At 33.2% G+C, this 26,119-nt stretch carries 26 protein-coding genes; 9 read left to right on the top strand and 17 right to left on the bottom strand.

Going from position 1 to position 26,119, the window contains the following annotated elements:
• Nucleotides 1-140: 140 nt before the first annotated feature.
• From DNC80_RS01185 to DNC80_RS01170, 4 genes are all read right to left on the bottom strand, one after another.
• Nucleotides 141-1,046: an energy transducer TonB gene (locus DNC80_RS01185; protein WP_182648520.1), complete on the bottom strand. Its 906-nt coding sequence runs from the start codon at nt 1,044-1,046 to the stop codon at nt 141-143.
• A gap of 175 nt (nt 1,047-1,221) precedes the next feature.
• On the bottom strand, nt 1,222-2,448 hold the full coding sequence (locus DNC80_RS01180) for a Glu/Leu/Phe/Val dehydrogenase dimerization domain-containing protein (RefSeq protein WP_182648518.1): 1,227 nt from the start codon (nt 2,446-2,448) through the stop codon (nt 1,222-1,224).
• 90 nt (nt 2,449-2,538) lie between these two features.
• Nucleotides 2,539-3,123, bottom strand: coding sequence for a chalcone isomerase family protein (locus tag DNC80_RS01175; RefSeq protein WP_182648516.1), 585 nt, complete (start codon nt 3,121-3,123; stop codon nt 2,539-2,541).
• A gap of 146 nt (nt 3,124-3,269) precedes the next feature.
• Nucleotides 3,270-4,334 carry an anhydro-N-acetylmuramic acid kinase gene (locus DNC80_RS01170; protein WP_182648514.1) on the bottom strand — a complete coding sequence of 355 codons (1,065 nt, stop codon included), beginning with the start codon at nt 4,332-4,334 and terminating at the stop codon, nt 3,270-3,272.
• Nucleotides 4,335-4,422: 88 nt separating this feature from the next.
• On the opposite strand from DNC80_RS01170, the gene DNC80_RS01165 reads away from it, so the two are divergent.
• The 6 genes from DNC80_RS01165 to DNC80_RS01140 all read left to right on the top strand — a co-directional run bounded on the left by DNC80_RS01165 (nt 4,423) and on the right by DNC80_RS01140 (nt 9,685).
• Nucleotides 4,423-5,562, top strand: coding sequence for an acyl-CoA dehydrogenase family protein (locus DNC80_RS01165; protein ID WP_144893994.1), 1,140 nt, complete (start codon nt 4,423-4,425; stop codon nt 5,560-5,562).
• A gap of 213 nt (nt 5,563-5,775) precedes the next feature.
• Nucleotides 5,776-6,264, top strand: a complete 489-nt coding sequence (locus tag DNC80_RS01160; RefSeq protein WP_182648512.1) for a DinB family protein — start codon at nt 5,776-5,778, stop codon at nt 6,262-6,264.
• Nucleotides 6,252-6,962 (top strand): NRDE family protein, encoded by a 711-nt coding sequence (locus DNC80_RS01155; protein ID WP_182648511.1) that lies wholly within the window; start codon nt 6,252-6,254, stop codon nt 6,960-6,962. Before DNC80_RS01160 ends, DNC80_RS01155 begins: the two co-directional genes overlap by 13 nt.
• Nucleotides 6,963-6,973: 11 nt before the next feature.
• Nucleotides 6,974-8,008, top strand: a complete 1,035-nt coding sequence (locus tag DNC80_RS01150) for a D-alanine--D-alanine ligase (RefSeq protein WP_182648509.1) — start codon at nt 6,974-6,976, stop codon at nt 8,006-8,008.
• Nucleotides 8,009-8,012: 4 nt separating this feature from the next.
• Nucleotides 8,013-8,666: a hypothetical protein gene (locus tag DNC80_RS01145; protein ID WP_182648507.1), complete on the top strand. Its 654-nt coding sequence runs from the start codon at nt 8,013-8,015 to the stop codon at nt 8,664-8,666.
• 38 nt (nt 8,667-8,704) lie between these two features.
• Nucleotides 8,705-9,685, top strand: coding sequence for a M28 family peptidase (locus tag DNC80_RS01140; protein WP_182648506.1), 981 nt, complete (start codon nt 8,705-8,707; stop codon nt 9,683-9,685).
• On the opposite strand, the gene DNC80_RS01135 is transcribed toward DNC80_RS01140, so the two are convergent.
• Entirely contained in the window at nt 9,686-10,255 is a 570-nt protein-coding gene (locus DNC80_RS01135) for a GNAT family acetyltransferase (protein WP_182648504.1), read from the bottom strand.
• A 129-nt stretch (nt 10,256-10,384) separates the two neighbouring features.
• On the opposite strand from DNC80_RS01135, the gene DNC80_RS01130 reads away from it, so the two are divergent.
• Both DNC80_RS01130 and DNC80_RS01125 read left to right on the top strand, forming a co-directional pair.
• On the top strand, nt 10,385-11,062 hold the full coding sequence (locus DNC80_RS01130) for an SDR family oxidoreductase (RefSeq protein WP_182648502.1): 678 nt from the start codon (nt 10,385-10,387) through the stop codon (nt 11,060-11,062).
• A gap of 12 nt (nt 11,063-11,074) precedes the next feature.
• Nucleotides 11,075-11,674 carry a SprT-like domain-containing protein gene (locus DNC80_RS01125; protein ID WP_182648500.1) on the top strand — a complete coding sequence of 200 codons (600 nt, stop codon included), beginning with the start codon at nt 11,075-11,077 and terminating at the stop codon, nt 11,672-11,674.
• Between the two features lie 4 nt (nt 11,675-11,678).
• On the opposite strand, the gene DNC80_RS01120 is transcribed toward DNC80_RS01125, so the two are convergent.
• From DNC80_RS01120 to gcvP, 8 genes are all read right to left on the bottom strand, one after another.
• A complete protein-coding gene (locus tag DNC80_RS01120; protein ID WP_144893976.1) occupies nt 11,679-12,440 on the bottom strand; it encodes an ABC transporter ATP-binding protein in 762 nt (253 codons plus the stop codon).
• Nucleotides 12,437-13,186 (bottom strand): ABC transporter permease, encoded by a 750-nt coding sequence (locus DNC80_RS01115; protein WP_086453470.1) that lies wholly within the window; start codon nt 13,184-13,186, stop codon nt 12,437-12,439. Before DNC80_RS01115 ends, DNC80_RS01120 begins: the two co-directional genes overlap by 4 nt.
• Nucleotides 13,187-13,265: 79 nt before the next feature.
• The gene (locus DNC80_RS01110) at nt 13,266-14,114 is read right to left on the bottom strand and encodes a glycosyltransferase family 2 protein (protein WP_182648498.1); all 849 of its coding nucleotides are present in this window, start codon (nt 14,112-14,114) and stop codon (nt 13,266-13,268) included.
• Between the two features lie 26 nt (nt 14,115-14,140).
• A complete protein-coding gene (locus tag DNC80_RS01105; RefSeq protein WP_182648496.1) occupies nt 14,141-14,668 on the bottom strand; it encodes a methyltransferase in 528 nt (175 codons plus the stop codon).
• A 234-nt stretch (nt 14,669-14,902) separates the two neighbouring features.
• Nucleotides 14,903-15,961 carry a 3-oxoacyl-ACP synthase III family protein gene (locus DNC80_RS01100; RefSeq protein WP_182648494.1) on the bottom strand — a complete coding sequence of 353 codons (1,059 nt, stop codon included), beginning with the start codon at nt 15,959-15,961 and terminating at the stop codon, nt 14,903-14,905.
• 326 nt (nt 15,962-16,287) lie between these two features.
• Nucleotides 16,288-17,835 carry a DUF6770 family protein gene (locus tag DNC80_RS01095; protein WP_182648492.1) on the bottom strand — a complete coding sequence of 516 codons (1,548 nt, stop codon included), beginning with the start codon at nt 17,833-17,835 and terminating at the stop codon, nt 16,288-16,290.
• A 23-nt stretch (nt 17,836-17,858) separates the two neighbouring features.
• On the bottom strand, nt 17,859-19,205 hold the full coding sequence (locus DNC80_RS01090; protein ID WP_182648491.1) for a M48 family metalloprotease: 1,347 nt from the start codon (nt 19,203-19,205) through the stop codon (nt 17,859-17,861).
• Between the two features lie 92 nt (nt 19,206-19,297).
• A complete protein-coding gene (gcvP, locus tag DNC80_RS01085; protein WP_182648489.1) occupies nt 19,298-22,147 on the bottom strand; it encodes an aminomethyl-transferring glycine dehydrogenase in 2,850 nt (949 codons plus the stop codon).
• A gap of 145 nt (nt 22,148-22,292) precedes the next feature.
• Here gcvP and DNC80_RS01080 point away from each other — a divergent pair, with 145 nt between their 5' ends.
• Complete coding sequence (locus DNC80_RS01080) at nt 22,293-23,108, top strand: hypothetical protein (RefSeq protein WP_182648487.1); 816 nt, start codon at nt 22,293-22,295, stop codon at nt 23,106-23,108.
• Here the strand turns inward: DNC80_RS01080 and DNC80_RS01075 are convergent.
• Genes DNC80_RS01075 through DNC80_RS01060 form a run of 4 tightly spaced genes read right to left on the bottom strand, consistent with a single transcriptional unit; the run spans nt 23,085 to nt 25,982 of the window.
• Nucleotides 23,085-23,543, bottom strand: a complete 459-nt coding sequence (locus DNC80_RS01075; protein ID WP_182648485.1) for an SRPBCC family protein — start codon at nt 23,541-23,543, stop codon at nt 23,085-23,087. The two genes, DNC80_RS01080 and DNC80_RS01075, sit on opposite strands and share 24 nt — an antisense overlap.
• Nucleotides 23,540-24,451, bottom strand: a complete 912-nt coding sequence (locus DNC80_RS01070; protein ID WP_182648483.1) for a TIGR01777 family oxidoreductase — start codon at nt 24,449-24,451, stop codon at nt 23,540-23,542. The genes DNC80_RS01075 and DNC80_RS01070 overlap by 4 nt, the downstream gene beginning before the upstream one ends.
• Entirely contained in the window at nt 24,451-25,275 is an 825-nt protein-coding gene (locus DNC80_RS01065; protein WP_182648481.1) for a hypothetical protein, read from the bottom strand. Before DNC80_RS01065 ends, DNC80_RS01070 begins: the two co-directional genes overlap by 1 nt.
• Nucleotides 25,272-25,982 carry a YqjF family protein gene (locus DNC80_RS01060; RefSeq protein ID WP_182648480.1) on the bottom strand — a complete coding sequence of 237 codons (711 nt, stop codon included), beginning with the start codon at nt 25,980-25,982 and terminating at the stop codon, nt 25,272-25,274. Before DNC80_RS01060 ends, DNC80_RS01065 begins: the two co-directional genes overlap by 4 nt.
• Nucleotides 25,983-26,119: the final 137 nt, after the last annotated feature.

The following is a 26,119-nucleotide window of genomic DNA, read 5'->3' as shown; positions in this document are numbered from 1 at the left end:
ATCAACTTTATAGTGATTAGCCCCTTTTTTTATTCCGGTCGGGCTATTCGCAGTACTTCGGTACTTGCGGCTATCCCTCACGCGGCCCAACGTTCATTTGAAACCTATTTTTAAAATGTATTGTGGTATAAACTAACCCACTAATTTAAATTGAAATTATAAACAATCTTTCCTACTTGTTTCTCAGGTGCATCACTGCTTGCGTCCCACTTGCTGTTCATGGCAGCAATTCTAGCTTGATCTAGCAAGCATTTTGCCGTATTTGTAGTTCCTTTTATACCAGCAACGGCTTTAGTTGTACGTCCGCTGCGATCTACAGTAACCTCAACTACAACCCTGCCTTGTTCATTGTCTTTGCAAATATTTTTTGGTTTAGGTAGATCCATCGCTTTTCTATTGCCTACTGAATAGCCAACGCCACCGCCAGAACCACTTCCAGATCCGCCTCCACTTCCAGATCCATAGCCACTCCCAGTTCCTATGCCAGTTCCAGTTCCGTTTCCTCCGCCTGTTCCACCACCAGAACCTCCAGATCCATAATATTCTCCAGAGTTTAAGCTTCCGTTTGCTTTTCCTTTGTTTCCGGCTGTTTTGTCATCCCCATCGCCACCTTTGTTTGAGCCTTTGAGAATACTCGACAAAGCGTCATTTGTAGTATTCGAAACTTTGGGTTTTACAACTACGGTTTTTATTTCTTCTTTTACTACAACTGTGGGTTTCTTTGTTTTCTCTTTTGTAGGAATAACAACGCTTTCATCTGTACTGTTTTCTTGTGAAAGTATCGCTTCATCAGGTGTAGTATTTACTGGAGTTTGCTTAGATTGGTTAGTTACCTCTAGTACTTCACTTTGATAATCAGCTCCAGACCCAAGATCACTATCTCCAAAATTGACTGTAACTCCGCCACCGCCACCACCGCCAGCAAGTTCATCTGCATTTGCAGGAGGCCAAAATCGGATAAAAAATAAAATCAACAACATTGTCGCATACAAAAGAGTAGTGATGATTAAAGATTTCTTTTGATTAGATGAAATGGTGGAACTCATTTTTGTTTTATTTGTAAAAGTGTATGATTAAAAACGTTGAAAAGTACTAAAAATTGTCAAGAGTAAAAAGCGAGTGCTCAAATATAAATTTGAGCTTTTTAAAAGTAAAATGGGAATTAGTAGCTTTTATGACTACTAATTCCCATTTATATAAGTGTAATTATGATTGCTTGTATTAAGTAAGCTGTTTTAGTGCAATTTCAAATGCAGTTGCGCTGATGTTAGTTTTGCTAGGATTGATTGCGTATGCTTTCTCGATAGCCGTTTTGATGATTTCAGAAGTGTCTTGAAATATAGCTTCATCAGTCATTTGAACTTTCTTTTCCATGAAATAAGCAAATACACGTGCCATACCGCAATTAGAAATAAAGTCAGGAATTAAGCTCACTTTGTGATCTACATCCTCCATAATTGGACCAAAAAATATTTCTTTGTCTGCAAAAGGAACATTGGCACCGCATGAAATTACTTCAAGACCATGAGAAATCAAACTATCAATTTGAGATTGAGTCACAAGTCTTGATGCTGCACATGGAGTAAATATTTCAGCCCCAATAGTCCAAATCTTTTGGTTGATTTCTTCAAAAGGAATCATGTTCTCGGCAACCAGTTTATTTCCGTCTTTGGCTAAAAACAAAGCTCTTATTTCTTCGAAAGAGAATCCTTCTTCATTAATCAATCCGCCATCTCTGTCAATAATACCAATTACTTTGGCACCCATTTCGGCTAAATAAAAAGCAGCTGCAGAACCTACGTTACCAAAACCTTGAACAATAGCTTTTTTTCCTTTTACATCACCGCCATAAATGGCATAAAAGTTACGAACGGCTTCGGCTACACCGTAACCAGTAATCATATCAGCAACAGTATATTTTTTAGAAACATCTGGAGAGAATTTTGGGTTCTCTATTACTTTTACAACACCTTGACGCAACTGACCTATTCTGTTAATTTTATCAGCTTCAGTAGGTTTGAAATGACCGTTGAACACGCCTTCTTGCGGGTGCCAAACGCCACATTCCTCAGTCATAGGAATAACTTCGTGAATTTCGTCTACATTCAAATCTCCACCTGTACCGTAATAACTTTTCAATAAAGGAGAAACGGCTTTGTACCAGCGTTGCAATACCCCTTTTTTTCTTGGGTCATTTGGGTCAAAATTTATTCCAGATTTAGCTCCACCAATGGCAGGTCCAGAAACCGAAAATTTAACTTCCATTGTTTTGGCAAGTGATAAAACCTCGTTCATGTCAAGGCCTTTTCTCATTCTTGTACCACCACCGGCAGCACCTCCGCGAAGAGAATTGATTACAGTCCAGCCTTCGGCTTCGGTTTCAGGATCTTTCCAGTTAAAAACAATTTCAGGCTCTTTATTTTCGAATTTCTTTAATAAATCTTTCATTTGTTGTGATATGTTTATATCTGCAAATATAAAAAAAGCAATTTTGCTAATTGTTTATTCTGCAAAAAAAAGAATAAAGATTTTTTTTAGTTATTCTTTTCCTAATAAATCTTCTTTCAATGTTTTGTCAACAGGGTTTTCAGATAGCCAAATTCCGTAGAATGCTTTTTTGAATTCTAGTCCTTTAATTTTACCTCTGTAAATTTTATTCTTTGTAATCCATAATGATTCATCTTGAGGATTAAAGGTAAGTTCAAAAACATCACCAGATTTAGTCTCTTCGGTGCTTAATAAGTCTTCAAGCTCTTGAAGTTCTTTGGTAAATTTCAGAACTCCGGATTCTCCTACAGATTTTTCCATCCCTTTTGCAAGCGCTTTAGATAGTTTTTTTGAAGTGATCAATCCAGACGTGATGTGAAGTGCAACAGCCATTTCATTACCGCTTTCAAGAATCTGTTTAGCATCTTGATTAAACTTTGTCAAGTATAAAGCTTGAATGTATAAGTCAGTAAAAAATTTAGAGCGTTGTCCGACTCCATTAAGGGTAAGATTTACTCCTTTAAATTCAATTGTTCTAGGAATATTAACTCCGTTAACAGTAAAGTTTTTTTGTGCATTTACGGTATTAAATTGTAGGGCACTCATTAAGGCGAATACTATCAGTACTTTTTTCATAATGTGGTATTTAATTAAAAAAAATGGATTTAAAACAGTCTGCAAATATAGCTCAAAAAAAGGATTGTAATGGTATTGAGAATAATGTACTTTTAAAATTATGATTTCTGTTTTAATTTGTCTTAAAATTAATGAAAAATATTTATTTATTCATAAATTTTTCCTGAACTATGATTCATTTTGGCTCCTGTCACACTTTTTAATACATTGATTTTGTTTTCTAATCGCAATATTCCAAGTATTCCAAAGATCAGTGCCTCTTTGAATTCGATAATTTTAGGTGAAGGAATTATAATTGTAGCCAGTGGCAATTCATTTTGTATTGTTTCAATTAAAAAATTATGGTAAGCTCCGCCTCCGGTAATAAATAGTGTTCCAGTTTTGTTTGGCAACGCATTTGCTATTTGTATAGCAATATGATTTGTAAAGGTGTTAAGCTTATCTTCAATTGATAAGTCATATTGGTCTATCAAGGGAATAATTATTTCTTTAACAAATTCAAAGCCCAGTGATTTAGGGTGTTTTTTTTGGTAATAGTCTAATGCGTTTAATTTTTGTAATAAGGTAGAATGACATGCGCCTTTTTTTGCAATAGCACCTTTGTCATCATAAGCCAATCCCAGTACATTAGAATAGTGATTTAATACCGTGTTTACAGGGCAGATATCAAAGGCTATCCGTTCTTGATTTACTTCAAATGATAGGTTTGAAAACCCACCTAAATTCATGCAATAGTCGTATTCACTAAATAAAATGCGATCTCCTATAGGTACAAGTGGTGCGCCTTGGCCCCCTAGTGCTACATCTTGAACTCTGAAATCACAAACTACTTTTTGTTTTACTATTGTTGCTATTTGTGGTAAATTTCCAATTTGTAAAGTAATACCCTTCTCTGGCTGATGTAAAATAGTATGTCCGTGGGAACAAACGGCATCAATAGAGTTGAGCTTGTTTTTTAAAATGAAATTTGCGATAACCTCACCTAGTAACTGTGTATAAGATTCATTCAGTTCAATTAATTTTTCAGTAGAGAAAGAAACGGCACTTTTTAATTTGTTTAACCAATCTGGTGAGTATGAAACAGTTTGAGTTTCTAAAATTTCAAATTCCCATGTATTGTCTTTTGTAGTAAAAACAATGTGTGCCAAATCAATGCCGTCTAGCGACGTGCCTGACATTACACCTATAATATTGTATTTTTCTTTAAACATTGGCTAAAATTGCGAAATCGTTTGAAATCTGATATTTAATAATTACTTTTGGGGGCAAATTTAAGAACAATTAATTTACAACAAAAATATGGATTTTAATCTAACCGAAGAGCATTTAATGATTCAGCAGGCTGCTAAAGATTTTGCAGTTGCAGAATTATTACCAGGAGTGATTGAGCGTGATGAACATTCAAAATTTCCTACTGAGCAAGTGAAGATGATGGCCGAATTGGGTTTCATGGGAATGATGGTAGATCCTAAGTACGGAGGGTCAGGTTTAGATAGTATTTCATATGTATTGGCAATGACCGAAATAGCAAAAGTAGATGCGTCTGCTGCTGTTATTATGTCTGTTAACAACTCATTAGTTTGCGCTGGTATGGAAAAATATTGTTCAGAAGAACAAAAAATGAAATACCTAGTGCCACTTGCTAAAGGAGAAGTTATTGGTGCGTTTTGTTTGTCTGAGCCAGAAGCAGGAAGTGATGCAACTTCTCAAAAAACAACTGCAATAGATAAAGGGGACCATTATTTATTAAATGGTACTAAAAACTGGATTACAAATGGAAGTACGGCTTCTACATACCTAGTTATTGCACAAACAGATGTTGAAAAAGGACATAAGGGTATCAATGCTTTTATTGTTGAAAAAGGTTGGGCTGGTTTTGATATTGGACCAAAAGAAAAGAAAATGGGAATTCGTGGTAGTGATACACACTCTTTAATGTTTACAGATGTTAAGGTTCCTAAAGAAAATAGAATTGGTGAGGATGGTTTTGGGTTTGCTTTTGCCATGAACGTATTAAACGGAGGTAGAATTGGTATAGCATCTCAAGCATTAGGTATTGCTACAGGAGCTTATGAAATAGCTTTGAAATATTCAAAAGAAAGAAAAGCATTTGGTAAAGAGATTTTCAACCATCAAGCTATAGCTTTTAAATTAGCGGATATGTACGTAAAAGTCACTGCTGCTAAATTATTAGTAATGAAAGCTGCTTGTGAAAAAGATGAAGGTAAAGATATTGCACACTCTGGTGCAATGGCAAAATTATATGCTTCAGAAATTGCTCTTGAGGTAGCTAATGAAGCGGTTCAAATTCATGGAGGAAACGGTTACGTTGCTGAATATCATGTAGAACGTATGATGCGTGATTCTAAGATTACACAGATATACGAAGGAACTTCAGAGATTCAACGTATCGTGATTTCAAGAGGATTGGTTTCCTAAAAGTTATACAGATCTAGTTTAAACCCTTTTCAATTTCGATTGAAAAGGGTTTTTTTATGGTCTTAATTAGTATTTTAAGATTTTTTAAGATTTTTATTGTTTAAAAATGATTTCGGGACTCTTTTTAATTTGATACTAATTGCTTTTCTTTGTTGAGTTGTGATTTTAGATTTCTTTTTTTAAACCATTGCAACACTCAACTAATACATTTTTATGCTGATACCTTCTATACATAATAGTTTAAACGAACTGATAGATTTGCTAGGTCAATTGTCACAAACAGAATATTCAAATTCTTGTGCAGAATTAAGCAATGCTACTATTGGAGAGCATACGAGACATATTATTGAAATGTTTCAATGTCTTGAAAATCAATATGATTTAGGAGTAGTGAACTATGATAAAAGAGAGCGTAACACCCTTATTCAAACGGATACGACTTTTGCTATAGAAAATATTAGGGCTGTCCAACAAAATTTAGAGAAGGAAAATAAAAACATAACCTTATTGCAAATTATTGACGGAGAAGAAATCCGAATCGACAGTAACTATAATAGAGAATTGTTATATAATTTAGAACACTGTATTCACCATCAAGCGCTAATAAAAGTTGCGATATTACAATGTGAAACCGTTACCATTGATCCAAATTTTGGTGTTGCAAGATCAACCATAGAATATAGAAATCAATGTGCACAGTAAGTTTTGTAGCAACAAATGATAGTTTTATCATTACTTCGAACCGGGACGAAAAAACAATAAGACCTAGTGCCATTCCTCCAAAAAGTTATACAGTAAATGGACAAAATCTTATTTTTCCAAAGGATCCAAAAGCTGGTGGAACATGGTTTGTGACCAAAGCTGATGGAACTGTTTTGGTATTGCTAAATGGTGCCGCAGAAAAACATGAAGTCCAACTACCTTATCGAAAAAGCCGTGGCTTGATTGTTTTAGAAATGATTAGTAGCACGTCTCCAAAAGATTTTTGGATTGAAATTGATTTAGAGGCAATAGAACCATTTACTTTAGTGTTATTTCAAAATCAGGAACTTTTTCAATTGCGTTGGGATGGGAACAATAAGCAAACTCTAGCTTTAGATAACAATAAAAATCACATTTGGTCTTCATCTACTTTGTATCCAGCTTTGGTGAGGGAACAACGAGCTGATTGGTTTCATACCTTTATGAGCGAAACTGATGTTATTTCAAAAGAAAAACTATATGATTTTCATCGGAATACGCAGGAAGGAAATGAGGAAAACGGTTTAGTAATTAATCGAAATAACGAGATGAAAACCTTAAGTATTACTCAGGCTGTAGTACATCAAAATAAAGTTAGTATCTTACATTATGATTTGGTAGAACAACTCGATTTTTCAACCTCATTTATCACCATCTAAATACTACAATTTTGAAATTATTTTTTCATAAAATTACCCATTGGGAATATTGGCCTTTTCAAATTGTTTATATTCCTATTTATTTTTTGTGGTCTTACTATTCAATCAAGGCAAAATCGATTTTTTTCTTTAATGCTTCTAATCCCACTATAAAAAATGGAGGTTTTATGATGGAGTCTAAGAAAGAAATTTATGATTTGATACCGCAGCAGTATTACCCAAAAACAGAATTAATAGAAGAAGGAATTGCGGTAGAAAATGTTATAAAGACTGTTGAAAGCGCAGCGATTAAGTATCCGTTTATTGCAAAACCAGATGTTGGACTAAGAGGATCTGGAGTCAAAAAAATTAACACGGTTCAGGATTTAAAAGAATATGCTGAAAAAGCAAATTTCAATTACTTGGTTCAAGATTTAATACCTTTTTCAAATGAGGTTGGTATTTTTTATGTGCGCTATCCTAATGAAAAATTAGGAAGAATTACCGGAATAGTATCTAAAGAATTCTTGATTATTACTGGAGATGGTTTTTCAACCGTTCAAGAGTTAATCAAGGAGAATCCGCGATATGAACTTCAATTGAATGTCTTGAAAAAAGAGTACGGTAAAAAATTATTCGAAATTTTACCAAAAGGCGAGAAGTTAAATTTAGTTCCTTACGGCAATCATGCTCGCGGTGCAAAATTTGTAGATGGTAGTCATTGGATAACTCCAGAATTAACAAAAACGATTAACGAAATGTGTTTGCAAATCCCAGGTTTTTATTTTGGTAGACTGGATGTCATGTACAATACTATCGAAGAATTAGAACAAGGAATTAATTTTGCTGTGGTAGAGTTAAATGGAGCAGGTAGTGAGCCAACTCATATTTATGACCCGAAACATTCACTATTTTTTGCTTGGAAAGAATTAGGGCGTCACATTACGTATATGTATGAAATAAGTGTGGCCAATCATAATAAAGGTGTTCCTTATTTAAGACAAAAAGAGGGAATGAAGGAATATAGAATGCACCTAGAACAAAGTAAAAAAATTATAAATTTCTGATTCCATGAGAGCCATAAAAAATATTTTTGTTGGTTTTTTGGTCAGCTTTATTGGTTCAATTCCATTAGGTTATCTAAACTTGATTGGTTTTGAAATCTATTCGAAACTTGGAATAAGTAGTTTGTTATTATTTTTGTTTGGCATTCTAGTGGTAGAAATGTTTGTTATTTATTTCACATTACTTTTTGCAAAACAACTTGTTTCCAATAAGAAATTAATGAAGGTTATTGATTTTTTTGCCATTTTTTTTCTCTTAATTCTTGCCTGTACTTTTTATTTTAGCGGGAATACATCGCTAAATAGCCCGTCAGTATTTGAAAAATATGCTGCTTTTTCTCCTTTTTTAATTGGTCTGGGATTGAGTGCAATAAATTTTGTTCAAGTTCCATTTTGGACAGGATGGAACCTATATTTAATGAATGGGAATTATATTACGGTTGCAAAAAGGTTGAAACTGTATTATATTGCAGGAACTTTGGCAGGGACATTTGCAGGAATGCTTGCTTTGATATTGCTTTTAAGTGTTTTGGCACAACGCACAACAAGTTTTTCAACGTTTGTAGTCCCAGTACTTTTTCCGTTGTTTTTTGTTGTTTTAGCTCTTTTTCAAATTATAAAAGTCTACAAAAAGTATTTCTCAAAAAAAATGCCATCATAAAATTTATAAATTTCGCTAATAACTAAACCACAATATCTATGAAAAATATTTTCGTATCTCTTCCTAAAATTTTTCTTGTATGCTTTTCAACTGCAACAGTCTTTGCTCAAACTAATGGTACTTTGCCGCTTAAAAGTATTGAAGCGGTGTATCAAGTAAATGAAAAAGAAGTAGCTGCTACATTGCAATTTTTAGCGTCAGATGCATTAGAAGGTCGAGAAACAGGGCAACCTGGCATAGTGAAAGCTGCAGATTATTTAGAACAATTTTTTAAGGATAATAATGTAAAGCCTTACTTTAAATCGTATAGAGATACCTTATCTACTTTTAAAGAAACTGCTTTTAATGTTGTAGGTTATCTTGAAGGTAGTGATCCTGTTTTGAAAAATGAATTTATACTTCTGAGTGCGCATTACGACCACATTGGTATTACAAAAAAAGGTGTTAATGGTGATTTTATTAACAACGGTGCCAATGATGATGCATCAGGTACCACTGCGGTTGCTGAAATGGCGAAATACTTTAGCATAACAAAAAACAACAAGCGAAGTATTCTGTTTGTGTTCTTTGCAGGAGAGGAAAAAGGGTTGTTAGGATCTAAGCATTTGGCTAAAAAACTAAAAGAACAAAATTTCAACTTGTACACTCACTTTAATATTGAAATGATTGGCGTTCCTATGAAAAGAGATTATCTAGCCTACATTACTGGTTTTGATAAATCTAATATGGCGGCTAAAATCAATGAATATACTGGAAAACAAACCATTGGTTTTTTGCCAAAAGAAGCCGAATACCAATTGTTTTACAGATCTGATAATTTTTCTTTTTATGATGTTTTTAAAGTGCCGTGTCAATCTATAAGTACTTTTGATTTTGAGAATTTTGAATTCTATCACCATGTTTCCGATGATTTCAAAGCGATGGATGTTCCTCACATGACCTCGTTTATTAAAGAATTATTACCTGCTGTGACACAAATGGCAAATACGGTTTCTCACGAAATCATCATGCTCAAATAGTTAAGGAAGGGCTTGATTCATATCATACGCAAGAATGTAATAGTCATTATTGTTGAATTGGAATTCGCTAATGATTGACCAATTCAGTTTTTGCGTATGTGCTTTTGTAGAAGGAATATTGATTTTGTTTATAAAAGTTAAGGCTAATGGATATTTTTGCGACATATGTACGCGCATGAATTCAAACAGAGGGAATATTAGTCCTTTTCCACGGTAATCCTGATGAATTGAAATTGGTCCATATTGAAAACTATTGGATAGCGTAAAAGTATCATCTAAAAAGTGTAATTCCGGAAGTAGTGAACTCATGTATTCAAAAATGGGCCATTGTTTGAAAAAATCCCAACTTCCAGCAAAAATGTACCCAATAATTTTATCATGGTCTTTTGCAATGAATAGTTCTTTTTTTTCAATAACTTCATTTAATTGTGAGATTGTAAAAGGAGTAGTGACAAATCCAGCAGCTTTTTCAGTTTCAGTTAGGTTTGCAACGAGGTATAATTCTTGTAAGGCCAGCACTCCGTCAATGTCACTTATTTGGGCTATTTCATAGTATAGATTCTGTGTCATATTTTGAGAATTCAAAGGTTCATGTTTTGATTTAATACTACATGTAATAATACGAATTTTAATTTTTATTGAGATAACAATCTCCAGGTAAAGCAGTATTTTTTTGCTGTTTTTGTTTATTTTTGTCCTATGAAAAATATCATTATTACTGGAACTAGTAGAGGCATTGGGTTTGAATTGGCATTGCAGTTTGCAACCGCGGGACATCAAGTGCTGGCAATTTCTAGAAACATTCCACAAGCATTAGTAGCATACCAAAATATTACGTGCCTATCAGTTGATTTGTCTGTTGAATCAGAATTAAATAAAGTAAAAGAATTTCTGGACCAATCTTGGAAACAAGTAGATGCTGTGATTCATAACGCAGGAAGTTTATTACTGAAGCCTTTTGTTGAAACCACTCAAGAAGATTTTGAAAATATTTATAAAGTCAATGTTTTTGGAGTTGCTAATTTAACTCGCATTTGTTTGCCGTACTTGCAAAAAGGGAGTCATGTTGTAACCATAAGTTCTATGGGAGGTATTCAAGGAAGTTTGAAATTTGCTGGTTTAGCTGCGTATAGTTCAAGTAAAGGAGCTGTTATTACCTTATCTGAATTATTAGCTGAGGAGTATAAAGAGCAAGGAATTTCGTTTAATGTTCTTGCACTAGGTTCTGTTCAAACTGAAATGCTGGAAGAAGCTTTTCCTGGATATCAAGCACCTATTCAAGCAAATGAAATGGCAAATTATATTTTTGATTTTACTTTAAATGGCAATAAATATTTTAACGGTAAAGTACTTCAAGTTTCTTCTACAAATCCATAATTCTGAATTATTTTGATAGAAACGCTTGCTAAATTTCTGCCTGATCATGCCGTCAAACCTGCATTTGAATTGATCGTGATGCATGGTGTTCATTTGAAAATTGTTAATGAACGCGCTACACGTCATGGCGATTACAGGAAAGGGCTAAGTGGTAAACATGAAATAACAGTCAATGGTAGCTTAAACAAATATAGGTTCCTAATGACTCTTATTCATGAAATTGCTCATCTTGTAGCTTTTGAGAAATATGGTCGCAATATTAAACCGCATGGTCAAGAATGGAAACATACTTTTCAGCAATTGATGGTTCCTTATATTCGGCCAGAGATTTATCCCAATCATTTGTTACCCTTGCTAGCAAGACATTTTAGAAATCCAAGTGCTACAAGTGATACCGATACTACTTTGGCATTAGCCTTGAAACAGTATGACAATCAAAATGATAAAAATTATGTTTTCGAAATTCCGTATGGTAGTGTTTTCCGAATTAAAAATGGAAAAATTTTCAAGAAGATAGCTGTAAGAACTAAGCGTTTTGAATGTCTCGAAATAAGTTCTGGTAAACTCTACCTTTTTAATCCAAATGCTGAGGTTGAACTGCTACAATCATAATTGCTTATTCTTTCAAGTAGGCTTCTCTCACTTTTTTGAACAAGTTTGAGGAGTATACAAAAGCAACTACAGCTTCATTATCAGTTCTGAAAATTTCTTCTTTGGTACCTTCCCAAGCTTTCAAACCATCTTTTAAGAACAAAATTTTCTCACCAATTTCCATTACTGAATTCATGTCATGTGTATTAATTACAGTAGTGATGTTATATTCTTCGGTGATTTCTTTGATGAGGTTGTCAATCAAAATTGCCGTATTTGGGTCTAATCCTGAATTAGGTTCGTCACAAAATAAGTATTTAGGATTGTTTACAATAGCACGAGCTATGGCAACACGTTTTTGCATTCCACCAGATATTTCAGATGGTAGTTTGTTATGAGCTTTAACCAATGCAACTCTGTCTAAAACAAAATCAACACGTTCCTTGATTTTTGCAGTATTATCTTTGGTGAACATTCTCAAAGGGAACGCTACATTTTCGGCTACGGTCATAGAGTCAAAAAGGGCGCTTCCTTGAAAAACCATTCCAATTTCGGTACGCAATTCTCTTTTTTCATCAGCTTCCAAATCAGAGTACACGCGACCATCAAAACAAATTTGTCCAGTCTCGGGTGTATGAATTCCTAAAAGACTTTTCAATAAAACAGTTTTTCCAGATCCACTTTGTCCAATAATAAGGTTTGTCTTTCCTGTTTCAAAAACAGTCGATATCCCTTTTAGAATTTTATTTCCGTTAAATGATTTTTCTACGTTTTTTACTTCTATCATGACCCTAGTAACAATTGTGTTAATATATAATTGATAAGTATGATACAAACAGATGTCCATACAAATGACACTGTACTTGCTTTTCCTACCTCTAGTGCACCGCCTTTCATATAGTAGCCATGAAAAGAGGGAATTGTAGCAAGTAACATAGCGAAAATTAAGGTTTTTATAAAAGCATACGTAATGTGAAACGGAATGAATTCCATTTGAGTCCCGTTTATAAATTCGTCACTAGATATAAATCCGCCGTAAACACCAGCCATCCAGCCACCTAAAATACCTAAAAACATAGCAATTCCTATTACAAAAGGGTAAAGTAATAAGGCTATAATTTTTGGAAAAACAAGGTAATTTAAGGAATTTACACCCATTACCTCTAGCGCATCAATTTGTTCTGTAACACGCATCGTTCCTATACTTGATGTAATAAAGGAACCCATTTTTCCAGCCATAATAACAGAGATGAAGGTAGGAGCAAACTCAAGAATCACAGATTGTCTTGTGGCAAAGCCAATAAGATATTTTGGAATTAATGGGTTTGTAAGGTTCAATGCAGTTTGAATAGCCACTACACCTCCCACGAAAAAGGAAATAAAAGCAACAATCCCAAGTGAGTCAATGACCAAGTCATCAATTTCTTTGAAGATTAATTTTTTCATTACAGACCATTTCGTCTGTTTGTTGAAAATTTCTTTAAGCATCAGGAAGTATCTTCCTATTTGCGTTATATATCGAATGAGCATCATAAGTTTACGAATATGGGCTAAATTACAAAATTGTAAGCATTTTGCGAGTCAAGTAAATTAATAGTTTACTGCTGTAAAACTAAAACAGTTTTTCTTTCATTTTTTTCAATCGGTAACTGCGTATGAATTTTGCTTGTTCTACAGTAACTAATAAAGGTGTTTTTGATTTTTTTGCTTTCCAAAAACCGTTTATGTAATCTATAAAAAGAAGTGGTTTTTTTTTCATCATAGCTAGTTTTATCGAAGCTATCGCTGTGATGACAAACCCATAACCAAGTGTATAAAAAGCTTCGCCTTGCTTGTAACGTGCTTTTTGATTGTAATTTGCACCTGTTGGTTTTAAATGCTTTACGTGTAAACTTGCATTAGTTACGACTTTCCAATTATAAAATTTACATAATAATTCATCTACGGTATCCCAACCCATGGCTGGTTTTAGTCCGCCAATTTGTTGAAAGGTTTCTTTTCTATAGGCTTTTAATGCGCCACGAATATGATCTTTGTCTGTTAAGTTTTCGAGTATCCATTCACCGTTTTTTTCGATGTAGCAAAATCCACCTGCCATTCCAATTCTTTCATCGGACTGGAAGTGTTTGATAATTGTTTCGAAATAATTAGCAGGAAATATTAGGTCGGCATCAATTTTTACAATTAAATCATAGTTTTCATCTAAAGTATCAAAACCTGTTTGAAAGGCTTGAATCACTTTACTTCCGGGTAAATGAACAGCATCTGAAGTTTTGTTAACCAATGAAATAAAAGGATGTTTACTGATAAATGAATTGACAACAGCAGCTGTATTATCAGTAGAATTGTCATTTACCACTACAATTTTAGCTGGTAAAAAAGTTTGGTCCACTAAGGATTGAAGTGTCAAAGAAATCAATGCTTCTTCGTTATGTGATGGAATTACGATATAATATCTCATTAGAAAAATCTGTTTTCTTTATTCTATTATTTATTTTCTCTAACAGCGCAAACAATATAATATCTAGGTGTGAAATAGCGTAACAAAGGTCTAAAGCCAAGTTTTTTTACCGGATGTGTAAACTTTTCTCGAGCGGTGATTTTCCAACCCGTTTTTTCTAATAACCAATCTAATTGCCAATCTTCAAATTCATGGTAATGCCTGTCCCACATGTCGGTTTTGCTGCGGTACGCTGGCGAAAACCAAAGACGTAACGGAATAGAAATGACTAATTTATTGCAGTTTACATTTTCTAAAACAGTATATGGATTTAATAAATGCTCGAATATTTCGAAGGCAGTAAAAACAGAATAAGTTTCGGTTTGCAATGCCGTTTGGTCGTTATCTAAATCTTCTCCTTTGGTGTTTTTTACTTGGTATCCATTTTCTTCCATGATTTTAGAAAACGGATTAGGTACTCCTAAATCAAAGATGGTTTCTGAGGTGGTAACGTGTTGTTTTAAAAATTCTAAGGTATGTTTGAATCTTTTATTAGGAAATGTTTTTTCGTACATGTTTTTTTGATTTTGCCGCTGTGGCACGCAGGTACAAATATAGTAATAAATGTGTTTTGGGCACTGTTTTTTAGCCCGGATGGCAACGAAAATCCCGCAGGTATAAAATGTAGTTTTTCAAGGGGCAAAAAGCGACTAACAGAAGCTTTATTGCCCCTTAGAAAAACAAGTTTTATAACGAGGAATTGCAGTGTACAGCCGGATTAGCTTCATGTACTCGTGCAATTGTTGTAGTTAATATCTATAAATAAAGGCATTGATGTTCATTCCTGCGCCTACAGAGGCAAATAGAAGGATGTCCCCTTTTTGAATGGATTGATTTTCTATTTGACCACGAATTAGTAAGTCAAAAAGAGTCGGTACGGTTGCAACGCTGCTGTTTCCTAATTCATGGATGCTCATAGGCATGATGTCCTTAGGTACAGTTTTGTCAAATAATTTATAGAATCGCTGAATAATGGCTTCGTCCATTTTTTCGTTGGCTTGGTGAATCAAGATTTTTTTCACGTCGTCAATGCCTATTCCGCTGGTATCAAGACAGCTTTTCATGGCCAAGGGAACATTGTTTAACGCAAATTCATATATTTTACGACCGTACATTTTGATGTAGCGGGTATCTGGATCTAAATCAATATTGTATGATTTACCAAAAAATAAATAGTGTGACTCGTCAATGGAGTATGTGGCACTTTCATAGGCTAACATTCCAGTTTCATCATCAGAAGCTTCAATAATGGCAGCACCAGCTCCGTCTGAATAGATCATGGAGTCTCTGTCATGAACGTCAACAACTCTGGAAAGTGTTTCGGAACCGACTACTAAACATCTTTTTGCCATTCCAGATTTGATGAATGCATTTGCTTGTAAAACGCCTTCAATCCAGCCTGGGCATCCAAAGAGGATGTCGTAAGCAACACATTTTGGATTCTTTATTTGCAGTTTATTTTTCACACGTGTGGCTAAGCTAGGTAGCATATCCGATTGGTTTGTGCCATATTTCACATCACCAAAATTGTGTGCAAAAATGATATAATCAATGGTTTCTGGATCGATTGATGCGTTTGCTATTGCTTTTTCACAAGCAAAAAAGGCTAAGTCTGATGAATTGAGATGATCTTCGGCGTAGCGTCTGTGTTCAATTCCAGTAATGCCTTTAAATTTTTTAATAACAACTTGGTTAGGATAGCCAAAAGGAGTTCCATCTTCATTCAAAAATACATGTTCGCCAAAGTCAGTATTGCTTACTTTTTTCTCAGGAATATAGCTTCCTATTCCAGCTATTTTTATTTTCATTGTGTTAATTTTCCAAATTTGAGGCTAATTTAATCAATATTAATTTAGAACACTCACAAAATTTACTATGCGTGCATATAATTATGAAATAATAGATAATTGGCAAAAAAAATGATAATTCAATTATGAATCTAGAAAATCGTTGAGATAATTATTTTGTAATTCTAGCAATTCGTAAACTTGCCTTTTATGGATTTATTAGTATCTTAAATGCCATAATGTGATTGCTTCTTTGTTATGGCTTTTTTGATGATAATAGTAATGGGGAATTACTTTCCTGATGTGTATGCAAAAAAATGAGCCACTATTAAGTGGCTCATTAGATATTATTTAATATTTAATTTTTCTAAATGTATATTTATTTCTTTTAATTTCTTGTCATATTCTAGTAATAAAACATTTCCAACTTTTGCGGGTAAAACTCTAAAATCAGAATTGTTTTTATCATTTGTTAGATATATTTTATCTTCGGATAATTGTCCATTATCATAAATGATAGTTTTAAAAGCACTTTTGTTTTTTTCTCCTTTTAATCTTTCGTAATCTATAAAACAAGCGTAGAAACGATCATTTTTTTTGTCTAGTTGAGTATATTCATAATCAAATGCGCCATATGCTTTTAATGCGTGTGCGTTTAATTGAGGGCTTCCAAAATCAGATAAGCTTGGAGCTCTTGATTTTCCTTTTTCAAATTCTTGAATTCCTGTAAGTTTGAAATCAGAATTGAACTTAAATACCACAGAATTTGTAATGGTTAGTTGTGTAACACTTGCGCCACCGCCGCCACCGCCTAATATAGACAATGTTGTTAATGCTATTCCTCCAGCACTTGCAGTTCTTTTATAGAATTCTCCAATGGCATAGTACTCATTGTTCTTTGTTCTGGCAATATTGTGGAAATAGATATAGCCTTTATCTTCAATATAATTCCCACTTACTTTTGCCATTTTAGCAACATCTTCTTTCCAGCTAGTGAAATTTTCTTTTAAAGTTTTTCCTGATAAGTTGATAACCTCAGTAAAAAGGCCTAAACTTTTATCATCAACAATATTATCACCTTCTTTAAAATATTCCCCCATTAGAACAACATTGTTGTCATTGTCAAGGAATGCATTATTGATCAGTCTTGGTTTACTGTTTTTATTATATTCTTTTTCGCATAATAAAAGTCCTGTATTCACATCAATAATTTTTGTCTTTAAAGTGATTTTTCTAGACAAAAGACTTGATTTTGATGATTCTAAAGCGACAATTACTTTATCATTTACTTCAATAGGATTTATTGACAACATTTCTTTTGAATCACTAGGAGAATTATATTCCCATGATTTTCCACCATCAGTTGGGTAGTATTTTAAAGAATATCCTATTTTTTTATTGTCTTCAAACTTGTTGAAAATGAATCCTTTATTTTCTACAGGAAATAGAATGTTAAAATCACCTGTTTGCTGCATGTATTGGATATAACGAATTTCTTTGCTTTCTAAAGGAATGTCAATAGTTGGTAATTGGTTAACTTTTTTATCGTAGCTTAAAAGACTGATTTTTTTTTCTTTAAAATTAGCCATTGCAAACATTATTCCTTGATTGTTAAAGCTACTTTTCATCAAAAAAGTATTTTTATTATCGATGTATGTTTTCTTAGCAACTTCTACTAGATTTTTATCTAAAACTTGAATTGCAAACTCACGGTCGCCTTTTTTTAGTTTATCCAATTCATAAAAGAAATAATAACCATCAACATCTTTCTCTTTGTTAAGTATTGCTCCTGAATTCTTCACTATAAAGGTATTGACTTTGTCGATTTTTTTTTCTTGTGCAAAAGTCAAATTTGCCACAAAGGAGATTAAAAGTAAAGTAGAGATTCTTTTCATAATTGGTTTGTATTTAAAGTGTATTAATTTTTATTTAAAGTCTTGAAAAAAGTATAAGCATCTTGGAATTCAGTATCATCTTTGGATATCAATTCATTTTTTTGACAAAAATAATAACCTATTTTTCTAAGGTCTTTTAGTTCAAGATTGTTTAGAAATAGCCGTATTTCATTAATGTATTTTTCTTCTGAAAAAGAGTTTACTGGGCCAACATATTTTCCGAAAACATGTTTTTCTTTTAAGATGTAGACTTTTTTCAATAAGTAAGCAACATAACTATTAAAGGTTTTTCTATCCAATTCATTTTTTTTATGAAGAGATAATAATTGGTACAAAGCAAAGTCTAGTTTAGAATCGTCAAAAAAAGTTATAATACTATTTTCAGATGCTTTTTTCTGTACTAAGTCTATTTCGTTTTTTGTTGCATTTGTGGAAGTGATAGTATGATCGTGAATTAAGTTTTCTATACGAAGTGGAATGTTTGGATGTGTTTTTAATGAATCTTTGTCAATTTCTAAATCATTTGCACTTTCAGTAGTATCAAACATTTTTTCTTCTTTTTCAATCCAAACTTCTTTAAATGGATATTCTTCAAAGGTGAAATTTTGTTTTAAATCGGTTGGATTATTAAAAATTATCCCATCAGTCAAATCTAGTTTTTTTAGAATGTTTATGGAAGCCTGCTTGTTGTATTTAGTATTATTAAACATTATAAAACCAAGTGAGTCAGCTTGTGTCTCTGCACTTCTGCTTCGTTTCATAAAATTAAATTTTAAATCCTTTAATAATAAAGTTACAGCAGACCTTCGACCATATTTTTTATTGGAGGCGGTATTTAGTTGTTGTTTGAAGTCCTTAGAGTTGAATGTTTCGAGATGCTCTATAAGTGCTTTGTCATTATGTTTTAAGATGTAATGTGCTAATTCATGACAAATAATAAATGCCATTTCATCATTATTTTCAATAAGTGAAAATAGGCCTAAATTGATAGAGAATATACCGTTTCCATAACATCCAGCATTAGGTATTAAGGATTTGTTAATCAGAAAATAAAAATCTTTTGAATCAATTTGTGGATTAGATTGGTATACTTCGACAAGTATTTTTTTAAGAAATCCATTGATGGTTTTGTCAAAAATAAATGTGCTGTCTTTTATATCTTTTAAGAAAGATACTTTACGATCTGAAAGTATTTCTTTTACCTTTTTTTGTTGAATAGAGCTGAACTCGTTTATTTTATTATTCGTTATTTTAGTAATGTAATTTTCCAGTGAATCAATACTTTCAGGGGAATATTTAAATCCAGAATTCTGGGCTTGACATGTTCCAAAATAGGATAGCAATAAAAATAATAATAGGTTTGTTTTCAAAATCTAGTTGTAAGAATTATTTTCCAATGCAATAGTAATAAAAATACCCCGATATATCGAGGTATTTTTATTATTTAAATATTATTAGAAAATTAACTCTCCATATACGCTTCAATTGGAGCGCAAGAACATACTAGGTTTCTATCACCGTAAGCTTCATCAGCACGACGTACAGTTGGCCAAAATTTATTATCGGCAATGTATTCTAATGGGAATGCAGCTTGCTCACGTGTATACGGATAAATCCAAGTATCAGAAGTTACCATTGTCAATGTGTGTGGTGCGTTTTTCAATACATTGTTTGGATTCTCCAATGTCGCTGCTTCAATTTCTTTACGAATAGAAATCATAGCATCACAAAAACGATCTAGTTCCTCTAAGTTTTCACTTTCAGTAGGTTCAATCATAAGTGTTCCTGCAACTGGGAACGAAACAGTAGGAGCATGGAAGCCATAATCCATCAAACGTTTTGCAATATCAGTTACTTCAATTCCTTTTTCTTTAAACGGACGACACTCTAAAATCATTTCGTGTGCAGCGCGACCCATTTCTCCAGAATATAACGTATCAAAATGACCGTTTAGCTTTTCCTTGATGTAGTTTGCATTTAATATAGCGTACTCAGTAGATTTTTTCAAACCTTCAGCACCAAGCATGCAAATGTATCCGTAAGAAATCAAACAAACCAAAGCAGAACCCCAAGGAGCAGCAGAAATTGCAGTAATCGCATTTTCGCCACCTGTAGGTATTACTGGATTTGTAGGTAAAAATGGAACCAATTGTGGTGCAACGCAAATAGGACCTACACCTGGACCACCACCACCGTGAGGGATAGCAAACGTTTTGTGTAAATTTAGGTGACATACATCTGCGCCAATTGTTGCAGGATTTGTCAATCCTACTTGTGCATTCATATTGGCACCATCCATATATACTTGTCCACCATTATCGTGAATCAATTGTGTGATTTCTTTGATAGCGCTTTCAAAAACTCCGTGAGTAGAAGGATACGTTACCATTAAACATGACAAATTATCTTTGTGAAGAATGGCTTTTTCACGTAAATCATCAATATCAATATTTCCGTTTTCAAGAGTTTTAGTAACCACTACTTTCATACCAGCCATTGCAGCTGATGCAGGGTTTGTACCGTGAGCTGATGATGGAATTAAAGCAATATTACGGTGGTGATCACCGCGAGATTGGTGGTATGCGCGAATAACCATTAAACCTGCATATTCTCCTTGAGCACCAGAATTTGGTTGCAATGTAGTTCCTGCAAATCCAGTTACTACATTAAGTTGTTGCTCTAGTTTAGCTAGCATTTCTTGGTATCCTTGTGCTTGATCTAATGGTGCAAACGGGTGAATGTTGTTCCATTGTGCCATACTTAAAGGCAACATTTCAGAGGCTGCATTCAATTTCATGGTGCAAGATCCTAGTGAAATCATCGAATGGTTTAATGCTAAATCTTTACGTTCTAACATTTTAATGTAACGCATCAAAGCCGTTTCTGAATGGTGTTTGTTGAAAACATCATGTGTTAAAAACGTAGATGTTCTTTCTAAATGAGACGGAATTTGATTTTCGGTTGCTAATTCTGAAATTGTTGTAGCTGGTTTTCCAGTAGCTTCAGCAAATATAGAAACGATGGTGTTCAAATCAGCAATGCTTGTTGTTTCGTTTAAAGAAATTGAAACAGTATTTTCGTCAGCATAAAAGAAATTTACTTCTTTTGATTCTGCTATTTCTTTAATTTTTTGAGCGTTAGTTTTGATAACGATAGTGTCAAAAAACGAAGTATTTGTTTGGTACAAGCCCAGTTTTTCTATTTCGTTTGCCAATGTTACTGCCGAAGCATGAACTTTATCAGCTATGTATTGCAATCCTTTTGGACCATGATAAACAGCGTACATTCCCGCCATTACAGACAATAATACTTGAGCAGTACAAATATTTGATGTAGCCTTGTCACGTTTTATATGTTGTTCCCTCGTTTGCAAAGCCATACGTAAAGCACGGTTGCCATCAGTATCAACAGTCACACCGATAATTCGACCTGGCATTGAACGTTTGTATTCTTCTTTCGTAGCAAAATAAGCAGCGTGTGGTCCGCCGTATCCTAACGGAATTCCGAAACGTTGTGTAGTTCCTAGCACAACATCGGCTCCCATTTCTCCTGGAGGAGTCAATTTTACCAAACTCAATATATCAGCAGCAACTGCAACTTTAATTTCATTTAGTTTTGCCTTAGCAATAAAACCAGCATAATCATTTACTTGACCAAATTTTCCTGGATATTGTAAAATAGCACCATAGAAATCTTTTGAGAAATCAAAATCTTCATGGTTTCCTACTACAAGCTCAACGCCAATAGGAGTAGAACGAGTTTGCAATACTGAAAGGGTTTGTGGTAAAATTTCTTCGGAAACGAAGAATTTATTAACATTGTTTTTCTTTTGATCACGAGAGCGAACATCGAATAATAGCGCCATTGCCTCGGCAGCAGCTGTACTTTCATCAAGTAAAGATGCGTTTGCAATTTCCATTCCGGTCAATTCGATAACCGTAGTTTGAAAATTCAAAATAGCCTCTAAACGACCTTGAGCAATCTCTGCTTGATAAGGTGTGTATGCCGTATACCAACCTGGATTTTCAAAGATATTTCTTTGAATAACCGCAGGAATAATAGCAGCATTGTACCCCAAACCTATATATGATTTGAATACTTTATTTTTGTTTCCTAAGTTAAAAATGTGGTTTGCAAACTCGTACTCTGTCATGGCAGGTTCTAAGTCCAAATCAGCTTTTAATCGGATGTCACTCGGAATGGTTTCATCAATCAATTGATCTAGTGAGTCGGCACCAATTGTTTTTAACATGTGCGTTAAATCATTCTCTCTAGGTCCAATGTGTCTTAAAGCAAAAGCGTCTGTTTTCATTGTATGTCTAATGGGTTGTGTGTTTCTTAATTTAAGGCTGTAAAATTAAATATTAAAATGCTATAAATAACCTTTTTTAAGTTGATTTTCTATGAATTTTTCAACTAAAAGCCTTTCTTATTAACACATTGATTAATTTTGTCTAATGCGATATTTTAAAAATATTTTTGAATTTTACATCAATAGCAGTATTCACGTGGCATTATCTTGTTTTGCGCTGGTTCATCTCACGTATATTATGTTCCACATTTCTTATAACACTAGCGTGGCTTTCTTCACTTTTTTTGGAACCATAGTGGGTTATAATTTTGTAAAATATGATGCTTTAGTTAGGAGTAGAGCAGTAAAATTTAGTGCTCAACTTCAGTGGATTGCCTTTCTCAGTTTTCTATCGTTGATAGCTACGGGTTATTGTTTTTTTCATTTAGAAAAAGGCACACAAATTATTGGTTTTGTTTTTCTAATCATCGTTTTGCTCTATACATTGCCTTTCTTTCCGAATAAGAAAAATGCCCGAAATTGGGCTGGAATTAAAATTTATATTGTGGCTTTATGTTGGGTAGGAGTGACGCTTTTTTTACCCATCGTTAACAATAATGTAGAAGTCACAAGTTTTGTTTTTTTAGTCGCAATACAACGATATATCATGATTTTCGTTTTGATTTTAATTTTTGAAATAGTTGATTTAAAATTAGATGATCCAAATTTGAAAACCGTTCCGCAACAAATAGGTGTGCAACGTACCAAGCAAATAGGCGTTGTATTTATGGTTTTGTTTGTACTGTTAGAATTTTTATCAAATGATATTAGAATCGAATTTTTAGCTTTAAAAACAGGATTGGCAATCACTACCATCTTATTTTTAGTATATGCAAATGAGAACCGTTCCAGATATTACGCTTCTTTTTGGGTGGAAAGCATCCCTGTTTTTTGGTGGTTATTTTTGATGTTTTTCAGCTAGTGTTTTGATAAAAGAATTCCTTTCAGAAATGAACGAGCTTAAATGGTTTTTTAATAATAACAGGTCAAACAGTTTTCCAAAAATGCCATAAGGTGTCTCATATTGGATTTTATCTTCCATGATAACAAATCCTTTTTTCTGAATAAAAGTATGCTGGTGTTTGAAAGATTTAAACTTGCCTTCGAGCATTTCATCTACAAAGTAAGTTGGGATTTCCATTGCTGATATCAAGCTTTTGTGTTTTAAATAAACGCCAAAATGTTTGCCACGCCAAGTTACGGTTTCGTTTAAATTTATTAAACCTGAAGTTACTCCATCAATAGCAGTTTCATTTGATTTGGCAGTAGATTGTTGATGAACATCTATGTTTCTGGATAAATCAAAAATGAGTTCAATTGGGGCGTTTATTCTAGTTGTTAGTTGTATGGTTGTCATTTCTTGGTTAAGTTTTTAAATGTTTTTTCTAAAGTTTCATATTCAAATGTAAAACCATTTTCCTGTAATCTTCTCGGAATTACATTGCGACTTTTTAAAACTAATTCTGTTTCCGTTCTGATGAAAAACGATCCAATTTCTAGCAATAGTTTATTTGTCGGTATGCCAAATGGAACCCCAATTATACAACGAAGAGTAGTCATAAAATCATAATTTCGGACTGGATTTGGTGAAACAATATTAACAACTTCTGTCAGCTCTTTTTTAATAATATATTCGATGGCTCGAGCAAAATCTTTTTCGTGAATCCAACTTATAAATTGATTTCCTTTTCCTTGTTTTCCACCAAGTCCAAATTTAGCAAGGATTTTTATTGGAACAAAAGCGCCGCCATTTTTTCCTAACACTATGGAAGTTCGCAAAGCCGTTTTTAATGTCTTTGTAGTTTCAGTTTCAAAAAATACTTTCTCCCAACTTTTTGCAATATTCATGGAAAAATCATCGCCAGTTTCACCAGTAACTTCATCCATTTGTTTATCCAATGAAAACCTATATATGGTAGATGTTGATGAATTCAGCCAGTGTTTTGGCGGATTTTTACAATTTAAAATCGCTTCATTTAATATTTTGGTACTGTCAATTCTAGAATCGTAAATCTCTTTTTTGTTGGCTGCGGTATATCTGCAATCGACAGATTTTCCTGCAAGATTTATTAAAACGGAAGCGTTTTCTAATTCATTTTCCCAACCAGAAAGCGTTTTGGCATCCCAATTTACATATTTTACAGAATCAATACTTGTAGATTTTCCTCGAGTTAGAATTACAATTTGATCAAATTTATCTTTAAAATGTGTTACTAAAACTTGACCTAAAAATCCTGTTCCTGCTGCAATGATTAACTTTTTCATTAGTTTAAATTTAAGATGATTGTTAAAGCAATTAGTCGATAAATCACCCAAGTTATAGATAAGTAAAAAGGTAACTGTAGTAGTTTGAGTCTTCGTGAATGTTCTACTAACATTAGTAAACCTGTTATTCCAAACCAACCCAAATTGATTAGTTCTGGGATATTACCAATTAAATTTAATATCAATATCGGCAGTAATAATAAAGAACCTAATAGTGAAACGGTCATTAAATTTCCTATGTAATTCAAGATTATTTTCTTGTCCAATTTTATTAAAAATAAACTCTGAAAAACCATTTGACCAAATGCAAGGATAAGTTCTCTTGCAATAGTAGATTTTGGCAAAATGGTTATAGAATCTGAAAATTTATACAAAACAATTGTTGTTATTGTCGTTGCAAAGAAAATGTACAAAATTCGATACTGATAATTAAAATCAGGAATACATTGAAACTTGATTTCTTTTTTAATCTTACTCGGAATGATTACTTTACGATTATAAGAAATGAAGGAATATAATTTTTTCAGAAAAAACTTTATTGGTTTTAGATTTCCGATTGTCTCCATCCGCGGAAATGAAAATCCGATTACTTTTAGCAAACTGTCAATTCCATAAATTACAGTTTTGTTTTCGTTATTAACTAATGCGATTTCGTTTGAGGCGCGTTGGACATCAATAAAGTTTTGTTCCTCATCTGATAATTGACAGTATGGTTTCTTGCCATTTTTGTCCAACATTCCAGCTTTTATAAATCCAGAAGTATACACGCGACAAAGCGGACAATCTTCGTCATATAATAAGGTTTGGTTAGTTAAGGTTTTCATCGTATCGTTTTTTTACCTTCAATCGTTATTTTTGAACCAATAGCAAGAAATTCAGAGGTAGGTTTTAGGTCTTGTAAAAATTTAAAATCCTTGCCGTAAATACTCTCAAAATCAACATCAATTTTTGAATTGATTACTTGCAGTTGTTTCCACCTTGGGTGAGAAACAGCATATTCAATTGACTTATCTTTGTTATAGTTGGTGTACCCAAAATAATGTTCGGTAATAAACTCGGCTTCTGAATTTAGTTCAATCGGAATTGCATTTTTTTCTGTTGTCATCGAAATAGAATTCCATTTTGCATCCTTGAACCATTCGTATTGAAAAGATTTTGAAGTTTCGTTTTCAGTTCTTGAATGACGCATTTTCAATGTTTGGTAATGTTCGTTGTATAAAGTGTTGGCAAAAATCGTTATAGCATGCTTCGGAACAATTTCTTTAACGAAAACAACACCGCGTTTCCAAATTCCATTTTCGAATCTTTTTACATAAAAGCGTAAATTGACTTCTTCAAAATTGACATGAAACGGAACTTTAATTCCTAATACTTTCACGTTTTCAAACATAAAACCAATTAAACTAATGTAGCATTTGCCGTTCCATAAATCGAGTTCAGTTCCTTTTGGAACATAATTTTCTAAGTTTTTTGGATCGATTTCGTAATTGAACATTGCTAAATCATTCCATTCTGCGGTTAAGAAGCTCATAATTTTAAGTTTTATTTTTAAACTTTCAGAAAAAAATGAAAGTTACAGTTAAATTTTTTTAGTACTATTTAATTCGTTATTTGTTATTGTTTTTTATTGGTCTCATTGAATAGTTTTTTATAATGTGATTTTTACAA

The organism is Flavobacterium sp. SOK18b (assembly GCF_014156605.1).
GTDB lineage: Bacteria > Bacteroidota > Bacteroidia > Flavobacteriales > Flavobacteriaceae > Flavobacterium > Flavobacterium tiangeerense.
This window is presented reverse-complemented; position numbering and strand designations above follow the sequence as displayed.

What these genes read in the sequence shown, in the direction of transcription:
- DNC80_RS01070 (WP_182648483.1), bottom strand. Translation starts at nt 24,451, where the DNA reads ATGAAAAAGTTAATCATTGCAGCAGGAACAGGATTTTTAGGTCAAGTT.
- DNC80_RS01170 (WP_182648514.1), bottom strand. Translation starts at nt 4,334, where the DNA reads ATGTTTAAAGAAAAATACAATATTATAGGTGTAATGTCAGGCACGTCG.
- gcvP (WP_182648489.1), bottom strand. Translation starts at nt 22,147, where the DNA reads ATGAAAACAGACGCTTTTGCTTTAAGACACATTGGACCTAGAGAGAAT.
- DNC80_RS01120 (WP_144893976.1), bottom strand. Translation starts at nt 12,440, where the DNA reads ATGATAGAAGTAAAAAACGTAGAAAAATCATTTAACGGAAATAAAATT.
- DNC80_RS01160 (WP_182648512.1), top strand. Translation starts at nt 5,776, where the DNA reads ATGCTGATACCTTCTATACATAATAGTTTAAACGAACTGATAGATTTG.
- DNC80_RS01080 (WP_182648487.1), top strand. Translation starts at nt 22,293, where the DNA reads ATGCGATATTTTAAAAATATTTTTGAATTTTACATCAATAGCAGTATT.
- DNC80_RS01115 (WP_086453470.1), bottom strand. Translation starts at nt 13,186, where the DNA reads ATGATGCTCATTCGATATATAACGCAAATAGGAAGATACTTCCTGATG.
- DNC80_RS01130 (WP_182648502.1), top strand. Translation starts at nt 10,385, where the DNA reads ATGAAAAATATCATTATTACTGGAACTAGTAGAGGCATTGGGTTTGAA.
- DNC80_RS01110 (WP_182648498.1), bottom strand. Translation starts at nt 14,114, where the DNA reads ATGAGATATTATATCGTAATTCCATCACATAACGAAGAAGCATTGATT.
- DNC80_RS01145 (WP_182648507.1), top strand. Translation starts at nt 8,013, where the DNA reads ATGAGAGCCATAAAAAATATTTTTGTTGGTTTTTTGGTCAGCTTTATT.
- DNC80_RS01105 (WP_182648496.1), bottom strand. Translation starts at nt 14,668, where the DNA reads ATGTACGAAAAAACATTTCCTAATAAAAGATTCAAACATACCTTAGAA.
- DNC80_RS01180 (WP_182648518.1), bottom strand. Translation starts at nt 2,448, where the DNA reads ATGAAAGATTTATTAAAGAAATTCGAAAATAAAGAGCCTGAAATTGTT.
- DNC80_RS01065 (WP_182648481.1), bottom strand. Translation starts at nt 25,275, where the DNA reads ATGAAAACCTTAACTAACCAAACCTTATTATATGACGAAGATTGTCCG.
- DNC80_RS01155 (WP_182648511.1), top strand. Translation starts at nt 6,252, where the DNA reads ATGTGCACAGTAAGTTTTGTAGCAACAAATGATAGTTTTATCATTACT.
- DNC80_RS01165 (WP_144893994.1), top strand. Translation starts at nt 4,423, where the DNA reads ATGGATTTTAATCTAACCGAAGAGCATTTAATGATTCAGCAGGCTGCT.
- DNC80_RS01185 (WP_182648520.1), bottom strand. Translation starts at nt 1,046, where the DNA reads ATGAGTTCCACCATTTCATCTAATCAAAAGAAATCTTTAATCATCACT.
- DNC80_RS01075 (WP_182648485.1), bottom strand. Translation starts at nt 23,543, where the DNA reads ATGACAACCATACAACTAACAACTAGAATAAACGCCCCAATTGAACTC.
- DNC80_RS01100 (WP_182648494.1), bottom strand. Translation starts at nt 15,961, where the DNA reads ATGAAAATAAAAATAGCTGGAATAGGAAGCTATATTCCTGAGAAAAAA.
- DNC80_RS01095 (WP_182648492.1), bottom strand. Translation starts at nt 17,835, where the DNA reads ATGAAAAGAATCTCTACTTTACTTTTAATCTCCTTTGTGGCAAATTTG.
- DNC80_RS01060 (WP_182648480.1), bottom strand. Translation starts at nt 25,982, where the DNA reads ATGAGCTTCTTAACCGCAGAATGGAATGATTTAGCAATGTTCAATTAC.
- DNC80_RS01175 (WP_182648516.1), bottom strand. Translation starts at nt 3,123, where the DNA reads ATGAAAAAAGTACTGATAGTATTCGCCTTAATGAGTGCCCTACAATTT.
- DNC80_RS01140 (WP_182648506.1), top strand. Translation starts at nt 8,705, where the DNA reads ATGAAAAATATTTTCGTATCTCTTCCTAAAATTTTTCTTGTATGCTTT.
- DNC80_RS01135 (WP_182648504.1), bottom strand. Translation starts at nt 10,255, where the DNA reads ATGACACAGAATCTATACTATGAAATAGCCCAAATAAGTGACATTGAC.